The organism is Psychromonas sp. MME1, from assembly GCF_041080865.1.
Classification (GTDB): Bacteria; Pseudomonadota; Gammaproteobacteria; order Enterobacterales; family Psychromonadaceae; genus Psychromonas.
Window position 1 is genome coordinate 80,503 of the sequence record NZ_CP160906.1, and the last position, 19,146, is coordinate 99,648.

The 19,146-nt window shown below is 36.5% G+C and carries 21 protein-coding genes; 12 read left to right on the forward strand and 9 right to left on the reverse strand.

What is annotated here, in order from left to right; translation table 11 throughout:
- Window positions 1-525: 525 nt before the first annotated feature.
- The 3 genes from AB2N10_RS00315 to AB2N10_RS00325 are packed head-to-tail and all read left to right on the forward strand — an operon-like array spanning window position 526 to window position 4,506.
- Complete coding sequence (locus tag AB2N10_RS00315) at window positions 526-1,758, forward strand: metallophosphoesterase (protein WP_354624581.1); 1,233 nt, start codon at window positions 526-528, stop codon at window positions 1,756-1,758.
- The gene (locus tag AB2N10_RS00320; RefSeq protein WP_369434153.1) at window positions 1,755-3,551 is read left to right on the forward strand and encodes a hypothetical protein; all 1,797 of its coding nucleotides are present in this window, start codon (window positions 1,755-1,757) and stop codon (window positions 3,549-3,551) included. Before AB2N10_RS00315 ends, AB2N10_RS00320 begins: the two co-directional genes overlap by 4 nt.
- The gene (locus tag AB2N10_RS00325) at window positions 3,538-4,506 is read left to right on the forward strand and encodes a hypothetical protein (protein ID WP_354624584.1); all 969 of its coding nucleotides are present in this window, start codon (window positions 3,538-3,540) and stop codon (window positions 4,504-4,506) included. The genes AB2N10_RS00320 and AB2N10_RS00325 overlap by 14 nt, the downstream gene beginning before the upstream one ends.
- Window positions 4,507-4,655: 149 nt before the next feature.
- Here the strand turns inward: AB2N10_RS00325 and AB2N10_RS00330 are convergent, their stop codons facing one another.
- On the reverse strand, window positions 4,656-4,871 hold the full coding sequence (locus tag AB2N10_RS00330; protein WP_354624585.1) for a helix-turn-helix transcriptional regulator: 216 nt from the start codon (window positions 4,869-4,871) through the stop codon (window positions 4,656-4,658).
- Window positions 4,872-5,116: 245 nt separating this feature from the next.
- Between AB2N10_RS00330 and AB2N10_RS00335 the strand changes: the two genes are divergently transcribed.
- On the forward strand, window positions 5,117-5,722 hold the full coding sequence (locus tag AB2N10_RS00335; RefSeq protein ID WP_354624586.1) for a hypothetical protein: 606 nt from the start codon (window positions 5,117-5,119) through the stop codon (window positions 5,720-5,722).
- Window positions 5,723-5,997: 275 nt separating this feature from the next.
- Window positions 5,998-7,038, forward strand: coding sequence for a hypothetical protein (locus AB2N10_RS00340; protein ID WP_354624587.1), 1,041 nt, complete (start codon window positions 5,998-6,000; stop codon window positions 7,036-7,038).
- A gap of 108 nt (window positions 7,039-7,146) precedes the next feature.
- Here AB2N10_RS00340 and AB2N10_RS00345 read toward each other — a convergent pair whose 3' ends face one another.
- Both AB2N10_RS00345 and AB2N10_RS00350 read right to left on the reverse strand, forming a co-directional pair.
- Entirely contained in the window at window positions 7,147-8,187 is a 1,041-nt protein-coding gene (locus tag AB2N10_RS00345) for an IS481 family transposase (RefSeq protein ID WP_369434154.1), read from the reverse strand.
- Window positions 8,188-8,344: 157 nt separating this feature from the next.
- Window positions 8,345-9,031 carry a hypothetical protein gene (locus AB2N10_RS00350; protein ID WP_354624588.1) on the reverse strand — a complete coding sequence of 229 codons (687 nt, stop codon included), beginning with the start codon at window positions 9,029-9,031 and terminating at the stop codon, window positions 8,345-8,347.
- Window positions 9,032-9,148: 117 nt separating this feature from the next.
- Here AB2N10_RS00350 and AB2N10_RS00355 point away from each other — a divergent pair, with 117 nt between their 5' ends.
- On the forward strand, window positions 9,149-9,406 hold the full coding sequence (locus AB2N10_RS00355) for a pyocin activator PrtN family protein (protein ID WP_354624589.1): 258 nt from the start codon (window positions 9,149-9,151) through the stop codon (window positions 9,404-9,406).
- A gap of 54 nt (window positions 9,407-9,460) precedes the next feature.
- On the opposite strand, the gene AB2N10_RS00360 is transcribed toward AB2N10_RS00355, so the two are convergent.
- Window positions 9,461-10,513, reverse strand: coding sequence for a tyrosine-type recombinase/integrase (locus AB2N10_RS00360; protein WP_369434155.1), 1,053 nt, complete (start codon window positions 10,511-10,513; stop codon window positions 9,461-9,463).
- A 101-nt stretch (window positions 10,514-10,614) separates the two neighbouring features.
- On the opposite strand from AB2N10_RS00360, the gene dusA reads away from it, so the two are divergent.
- Together dusA and AB2N10_RS00370 are read left to right on the forward strand one after the other, a co-directional pair.
- Window positions 10,615-11,631, forward strand: coding sequence for a tRNA dihydrouridine(20/20a) synthase DusA (gene dusA / locus AB2N10_RS00365; RefSeq protein ID WP_354624591.1), 1,017 nt, complete (start codon window positions 10,615-10,617; stop codon window positions 11,629-11,631).
- 181 nt (window positions 11,632-11,812) lie between these two features.
- Window positions 11,813-12,418 carry a DUF4136 domain-containing protein gene (locus AB2N10_RS00370; protein ID WP_354624592.1) on the forward strand — a complete coding sequence of 202 codons (606 nt, stop codon included), beginning with the start codon at window positions 11,813-11,815 and terminating at the stop codon, window positions 12,416-12,418.
- Between the two features lie 49 nt (window positions 12,419-12,467).
- Here the strand turns inward: AB2N10_RS00370 and panM are convergent, their stop codons facing one another.
- From panM to gpmM, 5 genes are all read right to left on the reverse strand, one after another.
- Entirely contained in the window at window positions 12,468-12,812 is a 345-nt protein-coding gene (gene panM / locus AB2N10_RS00375; RefSeq protein ID WP_369434156.1) for an aspartate 1-decarboxylase autocleavage activator PanM, read from the reverse strand.
- Between the two features lie 115 nt (window positions 12,813-12,927).
- Window positions 12,928-13,707, reverse strand: a complete 780-nt coding sequence (locus AB2N10_RS00380) for a divergent polysaccharide deacetylase family protein (protein WP_354624594.1) — start codon at window positions 13,705-13,707, stop codon at window positions 12,928-12,930.
- Between the two features lie 9 nt (window positions 13,708-13,716).
- The gene (locus AB2N10_RS00385; RefSeq protein ID WP_369434157.1) at window positions 13,717-14,253 is read right to left on the reverse strand and encodes a murein hydrolase activator EnvC; all 537 of its coding nucleotides are present in this window, start codon (window positions 14,251-14,253) and stop codon (window positions 13,717-13,719) included.
- Window positions 14,250-14,933 carry a murein hydrolase activator EnvC gene (locus tag AB2N10_RS00390; protein WP_369434158.1) on the reverse strand — a complete coding sequence of 228 codons (684 nt, stop codon included), beginning with the start codon at window positions 14,931-14,933 and terminating at the stop codon, window positions 14,250-14,252. The genes AB2N10_RS00385 and AB2N10_RS00390 overlap by 4 nt, the downstream gene beginning before the upstream one ends.
- A 99-nt stretch (window positions 14,934-15,032) precedes the next feature.
- The gene (gene gpmM, locus AB2N10_RS00395; protein ID WP_354624596.1) at window positions 15,033-16,568 is read right to left on the reverse strand and encodes a 2,3-bisphosphoglycerate-independent phosphoglycerate mutase; all 1,536 of its coding nucleotides are present in this window, start codon (window positions 16,566-16,568) and stop codon (window positions 15,033-15,035) included.
- A 224-nt stretch (window positions 16,569-16,792) separates the two neighbouring features.
- Between gpmM and AB2N10_RS00400 the strand changes: the two genes are divergently transcribed.
- The 4 genes from AB2N10_RS00400 (at window position 16,793) to gpsA (ending at window position 19,094) form a co-directional block, all read left to right on the forward strand.
- On the forward strand, window positions 16,793-17,224 hold the full coding sequence (locus AB2N10_RS00400) for a rhodanese-like domain-containing protein (protein ID WP_369434159.1): 432 nt from the start codon (window positions 16,793-16,795) through the stop codon (window positions 17,222-17,224).
- Between the two features lie 2 nt (window positions 17,225-17,226).
- Window positions 17,227-17,481 (forward strand): glutaredoxin 3, encoded by a 255-nt coding sequence (gene grxC / locus AB2N10_RS00405; protein WP_354624598.1) that lies wholly within the window; start codon window positions 17,227-17,229, stop codon window positions 17,479-17,481.
- 100 nt (window positions 17,482-17,581) lie between these two features.
- Window positions 17,582-18,064 carry a protein-export chaperone SecB gene (gene secB / locus AB2N10_RS00410; protein ID WP_354624599.1) on the forward strand — a complete coding sequence of 161 codons (483 nt, stop codon included), beginning with the start codon at window positions 17,582-17,584 and terminating at the stop codon, window positions 18,062-18,064.
- A gap of 25 nt (window positions 18,065-18,089) precedes the next feature.
- Window positions 18,090-19,094: an NAD(P)H-dependent glycerol-3-phosphate dehydrogenase gene (gpsA, locus tag AB2N10_RS00415; protein WP_354624600.1), complete on the forward strand. Its 1,005-nt coding sequence runs from the start codon at window positions 18,090-18,092 to the stop codon at window positions 19,092-19,094.
- Window positions 19,095-19,146 lie beyond the last annotated feature (52 nt).

The following is a 19,146-nucleotide window of genomic DNA, read 5'->3' on the forward strand; positions in this document are numbered from 1 at the left end:
TTATTATGATGTTCGTAAACTAAAAAATGAAGCAATTCACTATTATTGAATCATCCTTATGATCCAATCCAATCCAATCTAATTTATTTTATTAACTACAGATGTATTGGCTAGGAGAGGTGCCCTAAAGATAGTTTAAGGTCGAAATCAGTCATTTAGTTGGTATTGAGGTTAGTGAATAAAAAACTATCTTAGGTAATCTGTCAGACGATATTAAAATATATTGGGTAGATCATATAAATATTGTCGAAAGTTGTTTTTTAATTTGAATGTATAGGTGATTTTTTAGTGAGTGATATTAAATTTTAGCATGTAAACTGGTAGTAATATTATTCAATAGGTTCGTCTCTGGTCATCAGGGGCACAGCTCGATAATGTTATTATTGCGCATGCACAACGAAGAGCATTATAATCAATGTAACAGTTTGATTTATTTGTGACATGATAAATTGTAATGATTCATTTAGCATCAATATCCTTAGTATTGAAAGAATCAATTTTATAAATAACGAGAAATAACACTTAATGAAAATTTTTGTAATTAGTGATTTACATATTGGGCCATATGCTCGTTCTAATGATTTTAGAACTCAGGGGGCAGATAAAACCAATGTTGATAACTTCATTAGTGAATTTCAAAAAGTAGTAGATAAGGAAGGCATTACTGCTGATTACTTAATTATTGCAGGCGATATTAGTAACTATGCTGAATATGAAGAGTTTGAAGTTGCAGCAAAGAGAATTCAGGAAATTGCAAATATACTTAACATTAGCCATAAGAAAATATTTTTTGTACCAGGTAATCATGATGCTAACTGGAAAGCAGAAGAGACTTCATTAGCGAACAAAGAACCAGAGGGGTTGGCTCGGGTCAAAAAATACGTAAACTTACAATCCAATTCTTTTTTTTCCGGACTTTTAGATAATAGTTGCTATCCGAATTACTATAAAGATCCTTATGCGTCTATTTGGGAAGATGAATTCGTTATTGTAGTTGGCATTAATTCCTCTGCCTATGACAGTTGTGATAATGAGATCCATCATGGGGAAGTCCGCCTTAGTACTTTTGAAGAAGTTCAAAAAAAATTAGATATAATGGTTCAACAAGGCACACAGAAAGTAAAAATACTCCTGACCCATCACCACCCCATTAATTATAGCGATAGAACTTTCAAAGAAAGTGATCTAAGTATGATGAAAAATTCTGAAGACTTTATTTCATTTTCTAATTCTAATGATTTTGATTTTATTGTGCACGGGCATAAACATGTTCCAAACTTTAAAATCCAAAGTAACGACATGAGCAATCCTGTTAATATTTTATGTGCTGGAAGTTTTAGCGCGATGTTAAGTGAACACCACAACGGTGTACCAAACTGTTTTCATATCATAGAAATCGAAAATTTTTGTAGTGAAGCTAAAATCCCCCGAGGACAGGTTTCTTCTTGGTCTTACTTTACTGCAAATAATTGGGGTAAATCCAAATCAGACCGAGATGGCATTTCGCACAGAGAAAACTTTGGAACCATGTTATTTCCTGCTTCATTAAAAAATAAACTATCGGAGATAATATCTAACTTATTTGAAAGTAAAGATTTTGCTCGCTCCCAGTGCATCGTTGATGCTTTTCCTGATATAAAATACTGCCCAGGTAAGTCGGTAATGCATGTACTTCAAAAATTAGCCATAGAACTACAGTTTGAGATTCAACAGGCTGACAACAACGAATTTATTTTGTGGTCTAAGGATGCACAATGAGCGAAATTGATTTTAACAGCGTATTTGATAGCTCAAATGCAAGGTACTTGAACTCCGAACAGTTAGTTAATGAGTTTATATGGACGGATTCTTTTGATAGCCTATTAATACAAAAAAACCAGATGGTCTTTGGGTCAAGAGGCTCGGGTAAAACTGCACTGATAAAAATGCTGTCACACTCAAATCTGAGTAAGTTAGGCGAGTTGCACTCGAAAGCTCTAGAATTGGTTGCAAAAAAGAGTTTCATAGCAACATATGTTCCTCTAAAAGTAGAGTGGGTAAGCACTCTAAACAATTTTGAAGATAAAAATTGTACATATTTTATGTGGAGTCTAAATTTAGCAACATGTGCATACCTACTAGATACATTAAAAAGTTGTATATTTTCTTATATTCCAGATGAGATTGAAAAGTTAAGAACGGAGAGATGGATATCTAAAGAAATATCACGTTTTTGGCTCAATGGAGATGAGAAAAATAGTTTTATTGATATCAAAAATGAATTAGAAAATATTGAGTATTTAAAAAATATTTCATTTAATAAAAGTAGTATGGGATTGGACTTGTCTGATGCGGAACAAAATATTGGATCGGCCTTTCATGCATCTTTGTTTAGACCATTTTCTATTGTTGCAAAAGCTTCTTCTAAGTACTTCGATTTGCCAAATGATAACCCATGGGTAATATGTATCGATGAAGCAGAGTTCTTAAAAAAAGAACACCATCAAATATTGAATACACATATGCGTTCAGCTTCAGATTTGACATTTAAAATTACCACAATGCCTTACAGGCATCATACGCTAGACACTAATGTTGAAGCTAATATCAATGTTGGACATAATCTGTCATATGTTTATATAGATAAGCTTGGGACTTCTAACCAAGATACTCGAAGCGCCGACAAAAAAATAAAACTCTTTGCTGAGAAATTATTCAACAACAGACTTGCTACTTTTGATGTGCCAGGAAATTTCAGTTTTGAAAATGTTGTTGGTAAATCTCCTTTACTTGAGCCAATGTCTGAAATAATAGATGATATTGAATTACTTCGGTTAATAACTAAACACTGCTCCGAAAGCACGGTTAGTCGTGCTAATAAATTGTACAATTTAGATGATAAAACTCAATTCAACGACTCGATTGCAAGAAAACTAAGAGGTGCCTTATTGCTCAAAGAAGAGTGGGGTAAAATAGCTGGAAACAAATCTCCGACTTTATATTCAGGGGCATCACTAATAGCCCGTTGTTCAGATGGCAATCCTCGTAGATTGTTCAGGATATTTAATCACCTTCTTTCTGATATGAAACTTAATGAAAATAGTAAACTAACAATCAGTCCCAAGTCTCAAAGTAGGAAATTGATGAGCTTTTCATTCTCTGAACTAGAAGTCATTAAATTCGAGACAAAAGGAAAAGATGCTTTTGATACATTAACAAAAATTGGGAATTACCTTCGGGACAAAATGATGAATGATAAAATAGGTTCTGACATTCATCGTTCTTTTAAAATTAATGAGCACATTGAAAATAGCATATGGGAAAATATAAAAACAGCTGTCGACTTAGGGCTCCTTTATCCCAAAATTAAGAAGAGTCAAAATGTACAGATTTTATTTCCATCTAAAGAAGGGGAGTTTGATATAGCAAACTGTCTATCACCTCACTTTTACCTCCTACCTCGTACTGGGAATTCAATCTCGTTAACAACAATACTGAATAATCCAGATTACAAAAAATACCAAGAAAAAATTGGTGCTAAACAAATGGACTTTTTTGATGATGGAAATTAAATTAGAAGATATATCCAGAAATGATATTGGTTCAACTATTTACGATTTAGCTATTTTTTCTATCGGTTACGAACTTAGATGCACCCACCTGCCCAGTATTCTCAATAAAGCTAATATCAATACTAGTATCATTTTGTCATATCAAGAGAATCAAGGTTGTAAAAATAGAGCAATATCATCTAAGTTTTACAATTCAGAATGGCCTAATGCTGCATATATTGAGCAGGAGCACTCAGAGACAGAAAAGCTATATAAATATTTAGTCGATTTCACAAAAAAATGTGTCCATATAGGTGTGAAACCGAAAATATTAATCGATTACACATCAATGTCTCGTAATTGGTATTCTGCCATATTAAATTATTTTTTAAGGTTTTCTGAAATAGAGTCGGAGTTATACCTTTCATACTCAAGTGCAATATACCCGGAAGATCATGAATATTTAGATTTTGAATTAGGTGAACTAAGGGTAATACCTGGATGCGAGGGTACTTCGATAACTAAAAAGAAGAAGGCTGCAATATTTATGTTGGGATTCGATAGAGTCGGCCCACAAAGCTTTTACAACTTATTAGAGCCTGATATTAGCTACGGAGTTATTGCCTCTCCAGGAGCTAAGCCCAATTATGATGAAATAGCACTTAGTATTAATAAGCAGTTCATTGAACACCAGATAAAAGATGATAACAGGTTGATAAAACTGCCTATATCAAGTGTTTCTTTTACTTTTGAAAATCTCTGCCAGATAGTTTCCCCATTAAGAGATGAATATAACATATCCATTATTCCGTTTGGCCCTAAACCTCATATATTAGCATCGATTATAGTCGGCCTTTATTATAAAAATGTTAGCTGTATTTATTCCGAATATAAAAGAAGTAAAATCTTTAGTATCGTTGCTAGTGGTGAAGTTGTGTCCACTAAAGTAACGACGCTAAAAATTCCTCCTATGTAATTAAAAATCTTATAACGCTAGGTCAATAACGCTATATTGACCTATGAAATTTTTATTACTCACTGCCAAGGAGCAACTACCTCAATTCATACTCTAGCTATTTCTCGTATCTGTTTTCGACCAATTAAGGTACAAATTGGTGGCAAACATCACTCTGTCATAACATCCTTAATTGACTCAAATAATTCACCAACACTTATACCTAAGTGAATACAAATTTTATCTATTACTTCAATGTCAATTCTAGTTGCTGTTTCATTATAAAGTCTGTGAATTGTGTTCTTATTAACATCTATTTCTCTTGCTAATTCAGCAACTTTTATGCGTTTTTCACCCAGAATCATCGATAAGTTACATCTGATCATGTTTCTCCCGTGTGTACTTAGTACCTGCAATGGGTATTTTGTACTTGACGTGAATATAAATTGAACTATGGTACCTTCTGTGGGTATAAAGTTTCATATTTAAATCTAAAATACCTGTGGTTTATTGTGGCACATATCTATCGAACTACAAAGTGCTAGCGTCATATATTAAATATGCTGCCAGAAGGATTTCTGAACTGTCATAACCAATCATCTAATTACTATGCGAATAGAGGATATTTATCATGCTGAATGAACAATTTACGCCGTTTGTAATCTCACCATTTCAAGAAGGCCCACAAGAATGTTATTTACTAGAAAATGGCAATGAATCATTCAAAGCCATTGTGACAGATAAAATTCATTTTAAGTGTGATACGCCTTGTTTAGGCCTGATTGATTATGAAGTGCTTGATCATAAAGTGCTAATAACAGAAGTGCATTTAATCGCAACTAATGTAGATAAAATAAAATTACTATCATGGTTGCAGTCAATAGAGCTTAACTTAGTGGGTTACCTCGTCATCTTAATTAGTTTGATTACCAAGGTGAATGATAATGAGCTACGGGCGAGTGTGCTTGAAGTTATTTTTCATGAGGAATTACACCCAAGAAATATAATTGAAGAGAATGCTGAAAAAATAAAGAACCTGTACCCACCTCTAATAGTTGCAGGGCAAAAAGTGTTTTCAAAATATCAAAGTAGCCCTTGCTCTCAAATTGTTAGAGACAAGTTTTTGGTTCGATGTTTATTAAGCTTATTGATAAAAAATGAATTAATTGCTAACTCATCTAAATATTTACCAGTAAAAATATTAATAAATGAAAAATTAGCTTCGTTGCAAATTTAGCATCGATTATTGGTGGAGCCCCGCGACAGTTATGGTTTTCGCTAGAAAGTTATGTTTTATCAGTAATGATTTCTGATTTGTTATGTTAGATATTAATAACAAGACCAATCAATATCACCTAAAAAAAGCAATATAAATATTGCTTTGATATATCCAAAGTTACTTTTGTTTGTTTGTTTGTTTGTTTGTTTGTTTCCAAATTTGCATGCAGTAAATAAGAAAGGTGGTTCATAAGCTTCAAAAATTATGAAGTTTAAATTAAAAGAGATAAAAATATGGCTAGACCAATAACATTTACTTCAAACGACATTATCAAAGCAGCAAATGAACTGAACAAGTCATCAGCAAATAAAATCACTGGGACTGCATTACGAAAAATAATCGGTACGGGGCGTCCCGAAGTTATTATGCGGCATTACAATAAATTGCTAGAAGCAGGAACAATAACAGCAACCTCAACTACTACAGAAGTAACTGAAGTAGTTGAGGTTAGGGACCTTCCCAAAGAAGTGGAACAGTCATTAAATGAGGCTATGACGGCTTTAAAAAGTGTGGTTATGCATTGCAATGATATTGCGCATAACACAGTTGAAAATCGTTTAAGCGCTGCAATTGATAAAGCTAAATCAGCAGAAGTTTTAGCTGCTGAAGATGTTGAAAAATCGGAAATAGATCTTGCTGCCGCATATGATGAGATCGAACAATTGAAAGATGAGAGAATGACTGAAACAGATCAATTAAATGAAAAAATTACAACATTAATTAAAGAAAATTCAGATCTGAAAATCGAATTAAACAGTTTGAAAAAATCATATGAAGATACTCAAACAGTTAAAATGGATTTGTTGGAAAAACTAGAAATAAAAACAGAACAATACACACATGCAGAGCAAGAGTTTTTAGTGCAAAAAACACGGTCTGAAGAGGTTGATAAACAACTGCTAACGGCTCATAAAATTAATGCTGAGCATTCTAAAAAAATAGAAGATGCAACTGCACTGCATACTTCTAATACTGCTAATATTGCTAAATTAACAACACAGTTAACAGATGCAATAAAGGCTAAAGTAGATGCTAAACAAGAAGTGAAATCACAAACAGAAATTGCGAATAGTGCATTGTTAGGCGCTGCTAAATCGCATGCAGAGACGGTTAGTGCTAAAGAACAGATAACTGCATTAAAGGATAGTGAAGCTATGTTACATAAACAACTTGAACAACTGATAGCAAAGCATGCAGTGGAAGTGGAGCAAGCAAAAGTGCAGATCAATGTATTAGAAAATAATATAAAAACCGAACAAGCAAAGAAAATATGACATCTATTATTTTGCCACATTTGAATAGAACCAACTGCTGCCTCAAGTTAGGTGTAGTAGCTCAGACTTAATCTGACAGTTACCCATTTTGTAATGGTGACTGTTAGTTTAGATTTGAGCTAAATTCTTTTCTGCCCAAATCGATTTACCATCAATTAATGTTTCAAGTGGTGTTCGTCCACAACACATTTTACCTTGATGGGTACGTTCATTGTTATAGTAATTGATCCATTCGTCTAGATCTTTTTGCAGCTCCTCCAAACTGCTATACAGTTTTTTCCTAAAAGTAATTTGATAAAACTCGTTCAATATCGTCTTATGGAAGCGCTCACAGATACCATTAGTCTGCGGAGACATCGCTTTCGTTTTAGTATGATCGATATCGTTAATAGCAAGATAGAGCTGATAATCATGCTGCTCAACTCTTCCACAGTATTCAGTACCTCTGTCAGTTAAAATCCGTAGCATAGGAAGCTCATACTGCTCAAAATACGGTAATACTTTGTCGTTAAGTATATCGGCAGCTGTAATTGGGGTTTTGGTGGTATAGAGCTTGGCGAAGGCTACTTTGCTATAGGTATCAACAAAAGTCTGCTGATAAATACGACCAACACCTTTCATATTGCCGACATAAAAGGTGTCTTGAGAGCCTAAATAACCTGGATGTACCGTTTCTATCTCACCACACGCCTCATCATCATGCTTTTTCTTTTCTAGTGCTGCGACCTGTGCTTCCGTTAGAATAATGCCGTCGTTAGCGACTTTTTCTTCAAGTGCTTTTAAGCGTTTTTTGAAATTTTCAAGGTTATTCCGCAACCAAATAGAGCGAGCACCACTACCGGATACAAATACACCTTGTTTGCGTAATTCATTGCTTGTACGGTGTTGGCCGTGAGCTGGTTGTTCAATGGCATACTTAATAACAGCTTGTTCTGTTGCTTCATCAACACGATTTTTAAGATTGGGTGCTCGTCTGGTTTTGTTGATCAGAGCATCAACACCACCTTCCTCCACAAGCTCTTGATAACGATAAAATGTATCTCGTGATACACCCATGACTTTACAAGCTCTAGATACGTTGCCTAATTCTTCTGCTAAATTAAGTAAACCTGCTTTGTGTTTAATGATTGGATTGTTAGTATGAAACATGAGAGTTACCTTTTGTTGTTTTGAAATAAAGATTCGACACCTTTATCAAAACGGGTAACTCTCAACTTTTCAAGTCGAAATGTCAGATTCTAGTCTGAACTAATACAAGTTAGGTGCACATGGCTAAAGTCTTATGGAGCCCCGCGACAGTTTTTAGTTAGCCGTCAATAGTCTTAGTCTTCACAATTAGATCATTCCACATATTGTATGTCTCTGCATATTTTAGGACTTCGATGATATTAATATCTGACTTCCACAAGTTTGGATTAATGTTAAATTTACTTTCAAAATGATCAAGAAAAGTATGTATTAATGAACTCAAAGATTTTTTAGAATCTAATAGTTTGTATTCACAATAAGAGATCGCAAAAACTAACGGAATAATATCGTTATTTAAACCATAAGCTTCTTTTCTTTGATATAGGTTCAAGCCCAAATCAGTTAACCAGGTATATAGAGGACCTGCATCGTGCACGAAGGGGGTTTCTGTAATATAGATGTCTTGTGCTAAAAGTAACTTTATTAGTTGGTCTTGAATTAATTTACAGGCATCTTTTAGCCTTCCCTGATTCATAATACGAATCATATTGAAGGGTCCACAATTATAATAATCTATCAGTTGTGGGAATTTAAGCGCGACTAACTTTTGTGTCGTTTCATCCGGAGCACCTTTGCCATTTTTAGCTTTATAAAGCGCGTCAGGTCTTCCCAACTCAATTTTTTTTGCTAAGTCATTTGTGTTTTTTGCTTTGGCTAAATGTGATAACTCGCAGTACCAAAGCTGAGCTTGGATCCTCTGAGTATTGGATAATTTTGGTCTACCTTGATTTTGTATTTCAGTCATATTTTATTTTCGCTAGAAAGTTATGTTTTGTCTGTAATGATTTTTGCTTTGTGATGTTAGATATTAACATTAAGAGTAATTAATATAGCCTACAAAGAAGAGGCTAAGGATAATAATATGAATAGTACTTATTTTGCATTAATGGCTGAGTTTGGCACTGGCACTGTACCTCTAGCATCGGTGTGTGAAAAATACTTTGGACTAAACGAAGCTCAAGCCCAAAGACGAGCTAGAAATCACCAGTTACCGCTCCCCATTTTCCGCGGTGCAAAAAGTCAAAAATCACCAATGCTGGTGAATATTTCTGATTTAGCGCAACATCTAGATAAAATGCGAGCTGAAGCTGAAAGTGAGTTTATTGCAGTTAATTATTAATAAATATAAGTAAAACTCGAGACACTGAATGTGATGGTAAGTGTCTCGGCTTATTCATAACTTCGCTGTTATTTCTTCAGGTCTGAGATGTGTGTATCGTTTCAGTACTACCCATGAGTCATGTAGAGTAATTAACTGAACCTCTTGTATTGAGTGACCTGCTTCAAAGCATCTACTTGTTGCTTCATGCCTTAAATCGTGGAAGTGTAAATCACTTATTTCAAGTATTTTACAGGCATCTGTGAATTTTGAACTTATCGTTGCAGGGTTGAAAGGGAAAATAAATTTATTTTTTTTATCTTGTTGTTGCATCACTTCCCATGCTGCATTGGTATATTTGAAACGTTTATGATTTCCCCGTTTTGTACGAGGGTGCTTAAGATTTCTTACTAAACCTGTTTGTGCCTGATCATCATTATCATTCCATTCTATGCGTGTTATTTCTTCCTGTCTTCTTGAAGAGTGTATGGCAAACCACATAATCTCACGCATCGGAATACTGGAATTAAGATCTTTAATTTTGAAATAGTTATCTAATTTAACAAGTTCATTTGATGTGGGTCGCCTCTCTCTAGTGTCTGAACGTGCTATTAATTTTTCATTTTTTGCAATTATGATTGCATTCTCAATGGCCTCAATCGCTAAAGGCCAATTTTTCTTTGCTTTTACGGACTTAAAAGCAACTCTCAAGTAAACCGCGTCATTATTTGCAGTTTGAGGTTTTACTCTATCAATTTCTAATCGATTCATTAAATGTGTAATAATATCTGCGCTGGTTAGCTGTATTGCGTCTAATTCGGAAATGTTAGTATTTTGGAGACGTTTTAATTCTGAGTTTTTACTTCTTCCCGCTTGCTTAATTGTGTCGAATTCTTCTTGATATACTTTTAAAACTTGCCCAACCGTAATTCCAATGTGCTTAATTCTATCGAGTTCATTCGGATTATCTAACGCTGCTTCTCTGTTACGGATCCACAGTTCAGCATTTTTCTTTTTATTAAATGTTTTGCTCTCTTGGTGTATAATCTTCCCTTTTAATTTTCGTCTTATTTTTGCCTGATATGTCACGTTACCAGATTTACCTGTGCGCTTTTGTATTGTAGCCATATCAAACTCCTTTTCTGGTGTCTCCTTGATAAATGTAGAGACACTTGTGGGACACCGTTAGGTGAAAAATACGCCAAAACGTACCAAAATGAGTATAGAACATGCAACTTAATAATGCACCAAAACATCATGATATATCAGCTCTGGCAGGTGTTTTCCCCTCTAATCGCTTCTCTATCGCACCGATGCTTGATTGGACTGATAGACATTGTCGTCATTTCCATCGAGTATTAAGTAAAAATACTTTGCTTTATACTGAAATGGTTACCACGGGGGCTATTTTGTACGGCAAGGGGAATTACTTACAGAAAGGTGATAGTGAGCATCCCGTCTGTTTACAGTTAGGTGGCTCTGCTTCTGTTGATTTGGCGCAAGCTGCGTTGGCGGGTAAAGAACAGGGTTATGATGAAATTAATTTAAATGTAGGTTGTCCATCGGATCGTGTGCAAAACGGTCGTTTTGGTGCCTGTTTAATGGCTGAACCAGATTTGGTTGGTGATGCGGTTAATGCGATGAAAGAAGCAACGGGCTTACCTGTGTCGGTTAAAACACGTATTGGTATTGATGAGCTAGACAGCTATCAATTTTTATGTGACTTTATTGCTAAAGTACAGGAAAAGGGCTGTGACACCTTCATTGTACATGCGCGTAAAGCTTGGTTAAGTGGATTAAGCCCAAAGCAAAATCGTGATGTTCCACCGCTCGATTATGAGCGTGTTTATCAACTTAAAAAGGATTTTCCTGAATTAACGATTGCGATTAATGGTGGTATTAAAACACTCGATGAATGTGAAACGCATCTTAAGTATTTAGATGGTGTGATGTTAGGGCGAGAAGTGTATGCTAATCCCTATCTATTAAGTACCGTTGATCAACGTTTATTCGCTTCACAGGAAAAAGTGTTAACACGCTTTGAAGTACTAGAAAAGATGTATCCCTATATTGAGCAACAACTCAGTAATGGGGCTAACCTCAATCATATTGCTCGCCATATGTTAGGGTTATTTCAAGGTGTTGCAGGGGCTAGGGCATGGCGTCGTCATTTAAGTGAGAATGGACATGTGCAAGGTGCCGGTATCGAGGTGATGCAAAAAGCGGCTTCGTTTATTGCCCAATAGTAATTCTAAATTTAATCATTTGCTGTTGATTGAAATTTGTTAACAATGTATGCTGATTTTGTTGATTAATTTAATTAAAACAAATCGTTACTGTGTTTGTTATGGCGATTTTATCTATTAAATAGGGGCTTCAATAGGCCATCTAAGTTAATGAAATTGTTATGATCATAGAGGGGAAGTTATGAATAAAATTAAGTTTACTGTTTGCCTGTTAAGTTCTCTGTTTCTGTTATCGGCCTGTTCAACTTCACCAGATGGGGCGAGTGACGCGCTTGTTGAAAAAGAAAAATCACAGAGAATGACCGTTGTCAGTAGTGGGCGTCCTGCAGATGTATTGCCTGCTTTTACTACGTTCACTTGGAATGAAGAGTATAACCGAGTTTTATCTGCTATTAATGATAGTAATGCCGCCGATGTGAAAGATCATATTCGTGCTGAAATAATTCGTTATTTAGGCACTAAAGGCTATCGATATGAACCAGACGCGTCGCGAGCAGATGTGGTGATTGGCTTTTTATTTGCGCTTGAGCAGGATGCAGGGGATAACCGTATCATTCAACAGTTTGGTTTGTCTCCAGGGCTTAACGATAGTGATCTTAAAGATCATCGTTATGAAAAAGGAACTTTTTTACTGGCTGTTCTAGGCCCGAATTTAACGCCTGTATACTGGCGTTCGGCGATGCAGGGCTTTGTCGATATGGATAGCGATAGAAAAGATCCACAAACAAACCGTATGCAAGCGGTATTAAGTATAATGATGGATGGTTTTCCTAAGGCGGGTCAGTAGCTCTTCCCTATAAAAGTGCGTACTTAGCGGTACGCACTTCCTATTGACCTTATAAATTTTTTACACATTTATTATCAGTGATTTTATAATCACAAGCTTGCATAAAGTCCACTAAACCTGCTTTTTCATCCTTTTTAATCACAGATAAATCCATCTCTAGGTTGGTAACACCTTCGCTGCAAAGCTGTTTTTCAACTTCCTTTATTAAATTACTCGCGATTCCACGACGACGTGTTATATCTCGCACGGTTAATAAACTCATTTGTGCTTGCTTTTCTTTGATGACCACTTGCAATGCAGCGAGGTGACGCTCATTAAACATAGCTACAAATATTTTGTTATTGCTATCATTAAGCCATGCTTGTAGTGATTCGCTTGTTAGTTGTTCTGGCAAAAGGTAGTGCTGGTAAATATCTTTTTTAAATCAATAATTAATTGATCTGTTATTTGTGGAGAAAAGACAGATAAACGCATGATGAGCTTCTTTTTTGAGAGTTGATAGATATAAACTAGTTAATTGTAGCAAATTGTTGTTGTTTTTGTAAAAGTGCTAAACCTTGTGTTTCAGGAATTAACTGATTAATTGCAACAAGCGTAAAATTAGTCTCTTTATTTTGTAATAATTTTTTGTTTAGGAAGCTGAGTGTTTCAGGATAGGGGTGGGCAATGATGATGACGTTGATTGTTTGTTTACTAAGGTTAAGCGCACGTTGGAATTGTTCTTCCATGGCTTGTTCTGTTTTAATGTTATCTAAAAATACGTGGCGTCTTAGCGCTGGGACTGCGAAGGTTTCAGCTGTCTGTTGCGCAATGGTATTGACGCTCGTGCGACTATCTAAAAAAAACAGTGCACGTGATTGCAGCACTTCCATCGTCCAGATCATTGGCCGTTTAAGCTCTGTTAATCTGCTGCCCATGTGATTATTAATACCTTGCGCTTCAGGTAAGTAATCTAGAGATCGCTTCAGCTGGTTTTTAAAGTCAGATTCGGACATGTCATTCATTAATGCGCCTTTACCCAATTTATGATTGTCTTTTCTGGCCTGCATTGGAATATGAGCGAGAATAGTACGTCCTTGTTGCTGCCCCCGTCGGGCAATTTGTTGGGCGTATGTGGTATATGGAAGGATTGAAAATGAAACTTCAATAGGTAATGTGAGTACTTGAAGGTCATTTTTATTATTACCTAGGTCATCGATAATAATGGTTAATTGATGCTTATCTTGTGCAAAGGATACTTCACTTTGCACAAGATAGATAAGGCAGACAAAGATGCCTATGAGACGCACTTTATCTGCTTACCAATTGGCTTTTTTAAGCCATTGCATTGGATCTTGCGCTTTTCCTTTATGACTAATTTCAAAATAGAGGCTATTTTTATCTTGGCCCCCACTGTGTCCAGCCAATGCAATTGCATCTCCTTCAAAAACTACATCGCCTGTTCTTTGTAATAATGTTTGGTTGTAACCATATAGGGTAATGTAATTATCTCCATGATCGAGAGCGATTACCATGCCATAACCTTTAAAATAACCTGCAAAGAGAACTCGTCCAGTTGCCACTGCTCTTACTTTTTCACCTTCATTAGCGGCGATGGAAATGCCTTTCCATTTTACTTGGCTACTACGCTGACTACCAAAGCTAGAGAGGACTTTCCCTTTAATTGGCCAATTTAATTTGCCCTCTTGTTGGGTAATGCTGGAATGACTTTGCTCTTCATTTTTTACTGTTACATTTTGTTGAGCACGTGTCTTTGCGGCTGCTAACTCTTTCTCTTGACGGGCTTCACTCTCTTTTTTTAATCTTGTTTTGAGTGACTGTTCTGTATCCGTCAATTGCGCAAGAATCGCTTCTTGATAATTGAGATCCTGTTTGATTCTTGCAGTGCTGTTTCGCGTTGCTGACGTTGACTGAGCAATTTTTCTTGCGTTGCTTTTTGTTGTGCATGCATTTTTTCCAGTGCGGCTAATGATGCTGCTTGTTCTGTTTTATTACTATCGAGTTGCTGCAATGTAGTTTGCAATGTCTCTAAGCTATCTGAACGTGCTTTACTTAAGTAAAAATAATAGCTTTTCGCACGAATTATTTTACTTAAGTCATCTTGGTTAAGTAACAGTTTTATTAAGTCATTTTGTCCTGCCATGTAGGCACTGATCAATTGCTGTTGCAGTAACTTTTGCTGTTGTATTGTATCTTTTTGTAGTTGTTCAGTCTGTACTTTGAGCTCTTTTAAACGCTTGCCTTCCGCGAGTAATGCTTCGTTAGTTTGCTCGGCTTGTAGGGTGGCGATAGCCGTTTCTTGTTCAGACTGTGCAACAAGTTCTTCTAGCTCTAGTCTTTTTTTAGTTTGCTCTGCTGTACTTAATTTACTCTTTTTGATCTGCTTTTGCAGTGTTGAAAGATCGTTAGCAGCAAGGCTATTCTGTAATGGAAGGGTAAAAAGAGATAGCAATAAAAATATATTTATTATCAGTGTCTTAATGTCTATTTTTTTGCAAACATCCATGCTTTTCATCAATTTCCTACACTTTTGAAGAGAATAATAGTATTTAGAAATTTTACCCATTTTATTGGTATATGTTGAGTAAAATAACTAAATACTGAGTGTTGAATCTTATTTTAATGTAATAAGAGGGGTACCTGTCATTTCAGCAGGGATATCAATGTTCATTAATTGTAACATTGTTGGTGCAATATCACACAAGCGTCCATCTTTACTGTTGATTTCTGCATCGCGACCCACGTAGATGAAAGGAACTGGCAAGTTAGTATGAGCTGTATGTGGTTGTCCTGTGATTGGATCAACCATCTCTTCTGCATTACCATGGTCAGCAGTGATTAGACATTCACCACCGACTTCTTTTAATGCATCAACAACTTGACCAATGCAGCTATCAACTGCTTCACAAGCTTTAACTGCTGCTTCATAAACGCCCGTGTGTCCAACCATATCACCATTTGGATAGTTACAGATAATCACATCATATTTTTCACTCTTAATTGCTGCAACTAATTTTTCTGTAAGTTCTGCTGAGCTCATTTCTGGTTGTAAATCATAAGTGGCAACTGCTGGTGATTTTATTAGCGTACGATCTTCGCCTACAAATTCATCTTCAACACCACCGTTAAAGAAGAAAGTGACGTGTGCATATTTTTCTGTTTCAGAAATACGTAGTTGCGTTTTGTCATGTTTAGATAACCATTCACCGAGTGTATTCACTAGATCTTCACTTGGGTATGCAGCGGGTGCTGTAATATCTGCTGCAAATTCAGTTAATGTAACAAAATTGATGTTTGGCGTTACTTCACGGGTAAAGCCTGTGAACTCTTTCGCAGTGAAGGCATAAGTCAATTCACGAGCACGATCGGCACGGAAATTTAAAAATAGTACTGCATCACCATCTTGGATCGGTGCTTTTTCCCCAATCACGGTTGCTTTCACAAATTCGTCATTTTCATCACGACCATAGGCCGCTTCTAAACCTTCAATAGCTGTGTTAGCGCTATATTGTGCTTTTGCTTGTGTTAATAGATCGTAGGCTTCAGTAACGCGTTCCCAACGATTGTCTCTGTCCATTGCAAAGTAACGACCAACTAAGGTTGCAGTGCGACCCGCTCCTAATTTAGCATATTTAGCTTCAAATCTTGCTAATGTATGTTCCGCGCTTCTTGGTGGCGTATCACGGCCATCTAAAAAGGCGTGTACAAGAATTTCTTTAGCACCACGTCGTGCTGCTAATTCAATGGCCGCTTCAATATGGTCGTCATGGCTGTGAACACCACCAGGAGAAGCAAGACCCATAATATGTACAGCTTTGCCAGCTGCTACCGCTTTATCAACGGCTTCTACAAATACTGGATTTTCAAAAAAGTCACCATCTAAAATAGATTTAGTTACTTTAGTTAAATTTTGGTAAACCGTACGTCCTGCCCCGATATTGGTATGGCCAACTTCTGAGTTACCCATTTGCCCCGTTGGTAAGCCTACGTCCATACCCGATGCTGAAATATGCGCATTTGCATAATCTTGACATAGTTTATCTAATACGGGTGTATTTGCATTTGCAACAGCATTGTCCGCTGTCAGTGGATCGCGGTAACCCCACCCATCAAGAATCAATAGTACGAGTGGTTTTTTAGCAGTAGTCATAGGAACCTCTATGGTTATTAAGTTAATATAAATTGATGAGCTGATTTTACAACATTCATCGGTATTGTCACTGAAAAAGCCCATGGATAGCTGAATTGAGTATAAAAAACAGTCAATTTCGCTGTTTTATAAGGGGTGATAAAAGTGTTTGTCTTTTATTATCTGTATCACAAGGTATACTCAGTACAAAATTTTCCTTTACCCTACAGAGATGAATAAAAATTATGCAAGAATTTATACAGTTTCTTTCTAATAATCCGATGCTATCAATTACCTGGATTGTGATTGCTGGCATGTTGGTACATAGTGTTGTAAAAGCTAAGATATCTGGGTTTAAGCCGTTATCGTCACAGGATGCTATTTTGCTCATAAATAAACAAGATGCCATTGTTGTTGATGTTCGTGCAGTCGATGAGTATAAAAAAGGGCATATTGTCGATGCAAAAAATATAACTCTGTCACAAATTGAGCAAGGAAATTTCACAGAGATTGAAAATAAGAAAGAGACCCCCATTATATTAGTCTGTGAAAGTGGTGCGCGTTCAAGTAGTGCCGCTAATAAATTGGCAAAAGCCGGTTTTACGCAGGTATATAATTTGACAACCGGTATGAGTGGCTGGGCTGCTGCTAATTTACCAACGACAACGAAGAGATAAATATGGCAACGGTAATTATTTATACAACCGCTTGGTGTCCTTATTGTATCAAAGCTAAAAAGTTATTGGATGATAAGCAAATTGAGTACACTGAGATTAATGTATCTGAATCTGATGCGCGTGCGAAGATGGTTGCATTAACGGGTGGTCGAACCGTGCCGCAGTTGTTGATTAATGGTCAGTCAACGGGTGGTTGTGATGAATTATATGCATTAGAACGTAGTGGTAAGCTTGATGAGTTACTGCAAAAATCATAACAAAATAAGATGGCTATATTTTGTTGTTTAATGATACTTCTTTAAACAATGGAAGCAGTTAGCAGATAAAATATTACATAACTTAAAATAAGGGAACAGAATGTCAGAACAACAAGCTCCACAACAGATTGAATTTAACATCCAACGTGTATATGTAAAAGATATCTCTTTTGAATGTCCAAATTCTCCACTGGTTTTCAAAAAAGAGTGGGCGCCAGAAGTTTCAATGGATATTGATACAAAAGCGATAAAATTAGAAGAAAATGTCTATGAAGTTGTTTTAATATTAACGACAACGGCTAAAGTCGGTGAAGACGTTGCATTTTTGTGTGAAGTTCAACAAGCAGGTATTTTCTCTGTTGGTGCTTTAGAAGGAATGCAGTTAGCACATTGTTTAAATGCTTTCTGTCCAAATATTCTATTCCCATATGCGCGTGAAGCTGTCTCTAACTTAGTATCTCGTGGTACTTTCCCGCAGTTAAACTTAGCGCCAGTTAACTTTGATGCACTTTTCCAGCAAGCGATTGCAAGTAAGCAAGCTGAAGCGCAAAAAGAAGCTGAAGCGGTACAATTAGACTCTTAGTCTATACAATTAAGTAGGTATTTAAATGGCAGATAAAGCAGCCATTACAGTCTTAGGGGCAGGATCTTACGGTTCTGCCCTTGCTGTATCCTTGGCACGAAATGGGCACTCCGTATTAATTTGGGGGCATGAAGCAGACCATATTGAACGTTTGCAACGGGATCGTGAAAATAAAGAATTTTTACCTGATATTGCTTTTCCTGAATTACTTAAACCTGAAGTCGATTTAGCGACTTGCTTGGCTTCAACGCGTAATATTTTGTTGGTTGTACCCAGTCATGTTTTTGCGCTGGTGCTAAAGCAGTTAAAGCCATTTTTACGTGCCGATCATCGCATCGCATGGGCAACTAAAGGGTTAGAAGCGGAAACCGGACGGCTATTGCAAGAGGTTGCCGTTGATATTCTCGGAAAAAATTATCCTTTGGCGGTTATTTCTGGGCCAACCTTTGCTATGGAGGTGGCGAAGGGATTACCAACAGCCGTTGCTGTAGCGGGAAGCGAACCGCAGTTCACACAAGATATTGCTGATTTATTTCATAACAAGAGTAACTTTCGAACCTATCTCTCCGATGATTTTACAGCCGTACAATTAGGTGGTGCGGTGAAAAACGTTATTGCGATAGGTGCTGGGCTGGCTGATGGCTTGGGTTTTGGTGCTAACGCACGTACAGCACTGATCACGCGCGGGTTGGTTGAATTAACTCGTCTAGGTGCGGCACTTGGAGCGAAAGAGTCATCCTTCATGGGAATGGCTGGGTTGGGCGATTTAGTGCTAACCTGCACAGATAATCAATCGCGTAATCGTCGTTTTGGACTCGCTTTAGGGCAAGGGAAAGGGATTGATCAAGCGCAAATTGAGATTGGTCAAGTCGTTGAAGGTTATCGAAATACCGAAGAAGTATTTAATTTAGCGAAACGTGTTGGTATTGAAATGCCAATTTGTGAGCAAATTTATTATGTGCTTTACCAAGGTAAAGCGGTAAAAGAAGCTGCCATGGCGTTATTATCTCGTAGTAAAAAAGGCGAATAGTCGCAATATAATTAACCTGTTTAATGCTAATCTATCCACTCTTTATTTGCCT

Coding starts and splice junctions, on each gene's coding strand:
- AB2N10_RS00355 (WP_354624589.1), top strand. CDS start 9,149: ATGAATAGTACTTATTTTGCATTAATGGCTGAGTTTGGCACTGGCACT.
- grxC (WP_354624598.1), top strand. CDS start 17,227: ATGGCAACGGTAATTATTTATACAACCGCTTGGTGTCCTTATTGTATC.
- AB2N10_RS00335 (WP_354624586.1), top strand. CDS start 5,117: ATGCTGAATGAACAATTTACGCCGTTTGTAATCTCACCATTTCAAGAA.
- AB2N10_RS00320 (WP_369434153.1), top strand. CDS start 1,755: ATGAGCGAAATTGATTTTAACAGCGTATTTGATAGCTCAAATGCAAGG.
- AB2N10_RS00340 (WP_354624587.1), top strand. CDS start 5,998: ATGGCTAGACCAATAACATTTACTTCAAACGACATTATCAAAGCAGCA.
- AB2N10_RS00330 (WP_354624585.1), bottom strand. CDS start 4,871: ATGATCAGATGTAACTTATCGATGATTCTGGGTGAAAAACGCATAAAA.
- AB2N10_RS00370 (WP_354624592.1), top strand. CDS start 11,813: ATGAATAAAATTAAGTTTACTGTTTGCCTGTTAAGTTCTCTGTTTCTG.
- gpsA (WP_354624600.1), top strand. CDS start 18,090: ATGGCAGATAAAGCAGCCATTACAGTCTTAGGGGCAGGATCTTACGGT.
- AB2N10_RS00315 (WP_354624581.1), top strand. CDS start 526: ATGAAAATTTTTGTAATTAGTGATTTACATATTGGGCCATATGCTCGT.
- gpmM (WP_354624596.1), bottom strand. CDS start 16,568: ATGACTACTGCTAAAAAACCACTCGTACTATTGATTCTTGATGGGTGG.
- AB2N10_RS00390 (WP_369434158.1), bottom strand. CDS start 14,933: ATGAAAAGCATGGATGTTTGCAAAAAAATAGACATTAAGACACTGATA.
- AB2N10_RS00325 (WP_354624584.1), top strand. CDS start 3,538: ATGATGGAAATTAAATTAGAAGATATATCCAGAAATGATATTGGTTCA.
- secB (WP_354624599.1), top strand. CDS start 17,582: ATGTCAGAACAACAAGCTCCACAACAGATTGAATTTAACATCCAACGT.
- AB2N10_RS00350 (WP_354624588.1), bottom strand. CDS start 9,031: ATGACTGAAATACAAAATCAAGGTAGACCAAAATTATCCAATACTCAG.
- AB2N10_RS00400 (WP_369434159.1), top strand. CDS start 16,793: ATGCAAGAATTTATACAGTTTCTTTCTAATAATCCGATGCTATCAATT.
- AB2N10_RS00360 (WP_369434155.1), bottom strand. CDS start 10,513: ATGGCTACAATACAAAAGCGCACAGGTAAATCTGGTAACGTGACATAT.
- dusA (WP_354624591.1), top strand. CDS start 10,615: ATGCAACTTAATAATGCACCAAAACATCATGATATATCAGCTCTGGCA.
- AB2N10_RS00345 (WP_369434154.1), bottom strand. CDS start 8,187: ATGTTTCATACTAACAATCCAATCATTAAACACAAAGCAGGTTTACTT.